General features: G+C 61.3%; 4 protein-coding genes, 1 pseudogene and 1 riboswitch. Of the genes and pseudogenes, 3 read left to right on the plus strand and 2 right to left on the minus strand.

Annotated features, from left to right (window positions below; genetic code table 11):
• Positions 1–114: riboswitch (SAM riboswitch) on the plus strand.
• A gap of 4 nt (positions 115–118) precedes the next feature.
• Positions 119–2257, plus strand: a complete 2139-nt coding sequence (locus HMPREF2874_RS00460; RefSeq protein ID WP_070648382.1) for an AMP-binding protein — start codon at positions 119–121, stop codon at positions 2255–2257.
• A gap of 174 nt (positions 2258–2431) precedes the next feature.
• On the opposite strand, the gene HMPREF2874_RS00465 is transcribed toward HMPREF2874_RS00460, so the two are convergent.
• Positions 2432–3520, minus strand: coding sequence for a zinc metalloprotease (locus HMPREF2874_RS00465; protein ID WP_070648384.1), 1089 nt, complete (start codon positions 3518–3520; stop codon positions 2432–2434).
• Positions 3521–3815: 295 nt separating this feature from the next.
• Between HMPREF2874_RS00465 and HMPREF2874_RS00470 the strand changes: the two genes are divergently transcribed.
• Both HMPREF2874_RS00470 and HMPREF2874_RS00475 read left to right on the plus strand, forming a co-directional pair.
• Positions 3816–4688, plus strand: coding sequence for a transcriptional initiation protein Tat (locus HMPREF2874_RS00470; RefSeq protein ID WP_070648386.1), 873 nt, complete (start codon positions 3816–3818; stop codon positions 4686–4688).
• 175 nt (positions 4689–4863) lie between these two features.
• Entirely contained in the window at positions 4864–5472 is a 609-nt protein-coding gene (locus tag HMPREF2874_RS00475) for a DUF1269 domain-containing protein (RefSeq protein WP_070648388.1), read from the plus strand.
• 175 nt (positions 5473–5647) lie between these two features.
• Here HMPREF2874_RS00475 and HMPREF2874_RS09600 read toward each other — a convergent pair.
• Positions 5648–5773: pseudogene (locus HMPREF2874_RS09600) on the minus strand (pyridoxal kinase); the annotation flags it as partial.

Below are 5773 nucleotides of genomic sequence, written 5' to 3' on the forward strand. Positions count from 1 at the left end.
CATCCAGAGCGACCGAGAGACCTGGCTCCATGACGTCGCAGCAACCCCCTCGCGCATCCGCACACACGAGTAGGCAGCGCGAGCAAGGGTGCTAATGCCAGCTACCGATGGGAGAGATATGGGACTGCCCACCCCCTTTTCGTTCACCGACCCGCTGAACCCCACCCCGAACCCCGCGCTCGAATCTGACGAGGCACGCGTCGCGTTCTGGGAGAAGCAGGCGCAGCGACTCACCTGGGCTGAGCCCTGGCACACCGCGCACCGCTTCGAGAAGCCGAAGTCCCTCGGCTTCGACGAGGAGGGCATCGAGCAGTTCACTGTTCCCGAGATTAAGTGGTTCGAGGGCGGCAAGCTCAACGTCGCCTACAACTGCGTGGACCGCCACGTGGAGGCGGGCCGCGGCGACAAGGTCGCCCTCTACTTCGAGGGTGAGCCCGGCGACCGCGAGGCCATCACCTACGCCGAGCTGCAGCGCCGCATCGCGAAGGCCGCCAACGGTCTGCTGTCCCTGGGCGTGCGCAAGGGTGACCGCGTGGTCATCTACCTGCCCGTCATTCCCGAAACCATTATCTTCACCCTGGCCTGCGCGCGTATTGGCGCGATCCACTCCCTCGTGTTCGGCGGTTTCTCCGCCGAGGCACTGAAGTTCCGTGTGGAAGACACCGGTGCGAAGGTGCTCGTCACCACCGACGGCCAGAACCGCCGCGGCAAGGTTGTTCCCGTGAAGGTCAACGCCGACGAGGCATGCTCGGGTGAGAACAACATCGAGCATGTCATCGTGGTGGACCGCACCAGCGCCTCCGACCCCGTAGCGCACGCTGAGGTTCCCTGGACCGAGGGTCGCGACGTCTGGTACCACGACCTGGTGGACGACCAGCCCGACACCCACGCCTACGAGCTGCACGACGCAGAGGATCCGCTGTTTATCATCTACACCTCCGGCACGACCGGCAAGCCCAAGGGCCTGGTGCACACCATGGCTGGATACCTGGTGCAGACCGCGTACACCCACGCTCTGCTCTACGATCTGCTGCCGGATTACGTGGATGAGAACGGCGTGCTGCGCCCCGACGAGCTGTCGGCCGTCAACGACCCCGAGAAGGTTGAATCCACCGTTCACTGGTGCACCGCCGACCTCGCTTGGGTGACCGCGCACACCTACGAAATCTACGGCCCGCTGGTTAACGGCGTATCCGAGGTGATTTACGAGGGCACCCCGAACACCCCGCACTACGGTCGCCACTTCGAGGTCATCGAACGTTACGGCGTGACCAACTACTACACCGCCCCCACCCTGATTCGTTCCCTCATGGGCGCGTTCCCCGACGGCCCCGAGCCCGGCAAGTACGACTTCTCGACCGTGCGCCTGCTCGGTTCGGTGGGTGAGTCCATCAACCCGGAGGCGTGGCGCTGGCTGCGCAAGCACGTGGGTGGCGGCACCGCATCCTTCATCGACACCTGGTGGCAGTCCGAGACCGGTTCGACCGTGTGCTCCCCGCGCCCGCACGACCCGGCCTTCGCCCCCGAGGGCACCTACCCGGTGGGCACCCCGCACTGCACCCCCCTGCCCGGTTGCGCTACCCGCGCCGTTCCGGGCGTGTCCACCCGCGTGGTGGATGAGCACGGCAACCCGGTGGAGCCGGGTAGGCAGGGCTTCATCGTGGTCGATAAGATTGGCCCCTCCATGGCCCGCACCGTGTGGCAGAACCCGCAGCGATTCCTGGACTCCTACTGGCGCCACTACGGCGAGCGCGGCTGGTTCCTGGCCGGTGACGGCGCAAAGGAAGACGAGGAAGGCAACGTGTACATCCTCGGCCGTATCGACGACGTGATCAACATTTCGGGTCACCGCCTGTCCACGATTGAGATTGAGTCGGCCCTGGTCACCCACCCGGCTGTGGTGGAGGCCGGCGTCTGCCCTGTGGAGGACGACCTGACCGGCCACCAGGCGGTCGCTTACGTGACGCTCACCGACGAGGGCAAGGCCCTGACCGAGGACGAGCTGAAGGCGGCTCTGACGGCTCACGTGCGTGAGCACATCGGCCCGATCGCTAAGCCCAAGGACGTTGTGGCGGTTGCCGATATCCCGAAGACCCGTTCGGGTAAGATTACCCGCCGCCTGCTCGGTGAGCTGTACCAGGGCCGCCCCCTGGGTGACGTTTCCTCGCTGCAGAACGAGGAGGCGCTGGGCCACATCGCGCAGGTGCTGGTGGAGACCGGCCGCGTGCAGCGAGAAGAGGAGCGCGAGGCGGCCTAGCCTCCCTGCTTGGGCTCCCCGGCGGTTTGCCTCGGCAAGACTCCGGCACAGCCCCGGCGCGGCCCCTGCATAGGAGTCGCGATACATAACAAGGGTGCGGATACCGAATCATCGTTCGGTATCCGCACCCTGTTGTTTAACGGTACTGACGAGGCCTTTCGCCCCGGCGACCGCCTAGTTAATCAGGCCCAGGGAACGAGCGTACTCGGCGGTAATACCGCTCGGCTCAATCTGCTTGGGGCCCTTCTCGAGCTCGGGGTGCTCGGTCGCCTGGAAGCGGATCATCTTCAGGTCGTTCGCCGCGCCCAGGTTCGAGATCATGCCGTCACCGTTCAGGTCCACCGAGACCGGCTCGGCATCAATCTTGCCGTTACCGTTGAAGTCGATGGGACCGTCAGCGGGCTTGCCCTTGTACAGGAAGCCGGCCGCGCGGGGACCGAAGCCGCGCGCCTCGTAGAGCTTCGCCTCGTTCAGCATGCGGTACTCGGCGGTGGAGTAGCCAAAGTAGCGGCTACCGTCGGCCATGGGCACGCCGGTGAGGGTGTACTGGTAGTTCATGACGCTCAGGTAGTTGGGCTTGTAGTTGATCTCGTCCCAGCCGCCGTGGCTCAGCGCCAGGTTGTGGCCGAGCTCGTGCACGAACACCGCCACGCGGATATCGCTGGTTGCCTTACCCCAGAAGTGCGGGCCCACGGTGACCATGAGGTTACGGCCACCGAAGTTAGCGATGCCGGAGGAGGTGCTGTTGTCGTAGTAGTCGCCCCAGATGACGTAGTGGAAGGTGCCTTCACGGGCGGGGTTGAACTTACCTTCGGAGGCCTTAATCCTGTTGAGTGCGTTGAACTCGCTGTCGAGCTCCTGGTGGGTGATTTCGTTGCCGCCGCCGAGGTTGTACTTGGCGCTGCGGGCGCTACCGGCGTCCAGGTGAATGTTCACGCCGGTGGTGCCGTCGGGGTTGCGCATGGGCAGGTCGGCGTAAATCTTGGTGATGCGGTCCAGCTCCTCTTCGCTGGGGAGCAGGCCGGGCATGTAGTCCATCTCGACGAAGATGTCCTTGTGGTTGGGGTCGGCGCCCAGTGCGGGGAAGTCGACGTCGATCTTGCCGTCGCCATCGGCGTCGTAACCCTTCATCTCCCAGGTGTTGGGGATGCCGTCACCGTCGATGTCGGGGTTGTAGGCGTTGGCTGCCGGGGCGGCGACCGCGCCCAGGCAGAGGACCGCCAGGGAGGCAAACGCGATACGTGCGCGCTTCAGAGAGGCCATGAATCTGTCCTTTGATGTGTGATGGTGTGAGGATGCGATACCCGTGACGGGCACGCGGGATGGACGGCAGTGTTCGTTCTTCGGTGTTCGTACCCGTGCGGGTAGCGAGTCGTTTGCAGGCCGACGGGGCGCCTCGTGAGCTACCGCCGCATCACTTCGTGAGCTTTAGCCGAAGATTGCAGAAAACCTGCTTTAAAGTTGAGACAATTTTGAAGTTGAGCTGAATTACACTACAGTATCAGTAATTCGTATCACGTGCATCACCGTATTCACCCGTGGAAGAAAGAATAATTACATGTCTCAACAGCAGACCAGTCACAGCACCCCCGCTTCCGGCAAGCGCGGCGTAAACCGCCGCTCCCTCGTCAAGGGTGCTCTCTGGAGCGCCCCGGTCGTCGCAACCGCCGCAACCGTACCCGCCTACGCGGCCTCCACCGACGTGCCGGAGACCCCGACCCTGAAGTTCGGTGTCTTCACCCAGGCCTTCAACTCCAACCCCTCCAACGATTTCGACACCCGCTACGGCCTGGACTCCTACACCGTGCAGGTGCCCAACGTGACCGCAACCTCCACGAGCCCGAAGAGCGCAGGCGGCGGCACCTTCACCCCCGGCGGTAGCGTCGGTGCGGGCCTGTACGGCGGTGCCGGCCTGTGGATTTCCGCCCCCATCAATTCCAAGGGCGAGTTCCAGGGCAGCACCTACCTGTACGGCTCGGCGCACCTGCAGGTGACCTTCGAGTTCACTTTCCCCACCGCCGAAGACGTCACCGCGCCGCTGCTGTGGGACACCGACAACGACGCCGAGGTGGCCGCGCTGGCCAAGAGCGAGGGCGGCGCCAAGACCAATAACCCGGCAGTGAGCGCCTTCAACGGCGTGGCCTACGCGGCGAAGTTCTACGAGCCGGTCATCGAGGGCAACACCTGGACCGGCGTGCTGGATATCCGCACCTCGGACTTCCTGACCGCGACCGCCAACGGCCCCGTGCGCTACGCACAGGTGCTGGCCTCGCAGGTTCCGGTGTACTTCACCGAGGTGACCTCCAGCTACACCCTGACCACGACCGTTCAGCTCACCAGCGGCACCGTTGCGATGCAGCTGACCGATGACGGCGAGTACACCTACCGGGATCTGGCGGGTGCAAGCGCCTCCGCAACCATTACCCGATAGCGCGGCCGCCACAGTAGGCAGAAAGGGGCCCGGCATCCATATTGGATGCCGGGCCCCTTTGCTTTAGGACTCAGCCTACCGGCTGCCGCCGAGGTAAATTGTCGCAAAAAGTAGTTCCCAAAAAAGAGAACTGTATTACAATGTATATATAGTCTTTAGGAACGAGGTACCAACTATGGAAAACCTAGTAATTTCAGTCTTTAACACCGAAAGCGAAGCTTATCAGTCCTTTGCAGATTTGAAGGCTTTCCGCCAAACTCAGACGACCAAGGTTGCTCAAATCGCCCTGGTCAAAAATGAAAACGGTCATATCGTTGAAAAAGAACGCTATGATTTTGAAGATTCAACGACGGATGCAACCCTAGAAGGTGGCTTGCTCGGTGCAGTTATCGGGCTTTTGGGTGGTCCTATCGGCGTCTTGTTTGGTTATGGTATTGGTAGCCTCAATGGTTTGGTTGCTGGTGCTACCGTTGATACGGCAGAAGCTGGCCTGATTGACGTTGTTTCTCAAAAATTGACTAACGGTGAAACAGCCGTTGTTGCCTTGGTGCAAGAAGACAACGAAGCAGTCATCGATGCTTACTTCACCAAGTACGACACCCAAATCGTGCGTTGGGATGTAGCAACCGTCGTAGCCGAAATCGAAGCAGCTCTGCAAGTCCAAGAAGACCTCTACAACCAGGCGCGTGCACAGATGAAGGCTGAACGTAAAGCCGAACGCAAGGCTAAGCTTGAAGAATTCAAGGCGAATGTCAAAGCAAAGTTTGACAAATTGAAAGCGTAAGCACCCAAGCATCTCATAAAAAATAGGCTATCTACTTCTGGTAGATAGCCTATTTTTTTAAAAACTAGATTTTAGAAAGAGGAAGTGAGGATTTTGGCTCAAGATCTTGAACAAATCAAGGAAGACAATGGCAAAAATACCAAACTCAAGGTGGGGATTTTAGCCATCTCTCTTTCTCCAGGTGGATGTTGATGCCGGTGGTGCCGTTCGGGTTGCGGAGGGGAAGCTGGGCGAAGGATTCGGTGATGCGGTCGAGCTCTTCTTCGCTAGCGAGCAGGCCGGGCATGTAGTCCATCTCGAC

The sequence above is a fragment of the Rothia sp. HMSC068F09 genome (genome assembly GCF_001812775.1).
GTDB classification, from domain to species: domain Bacteria; phylum Actinomycetota; class Actinomycetes; order Actinomycetales; family Micrococcaceae; genus Rothia; species Rothia mucilaginosa_A.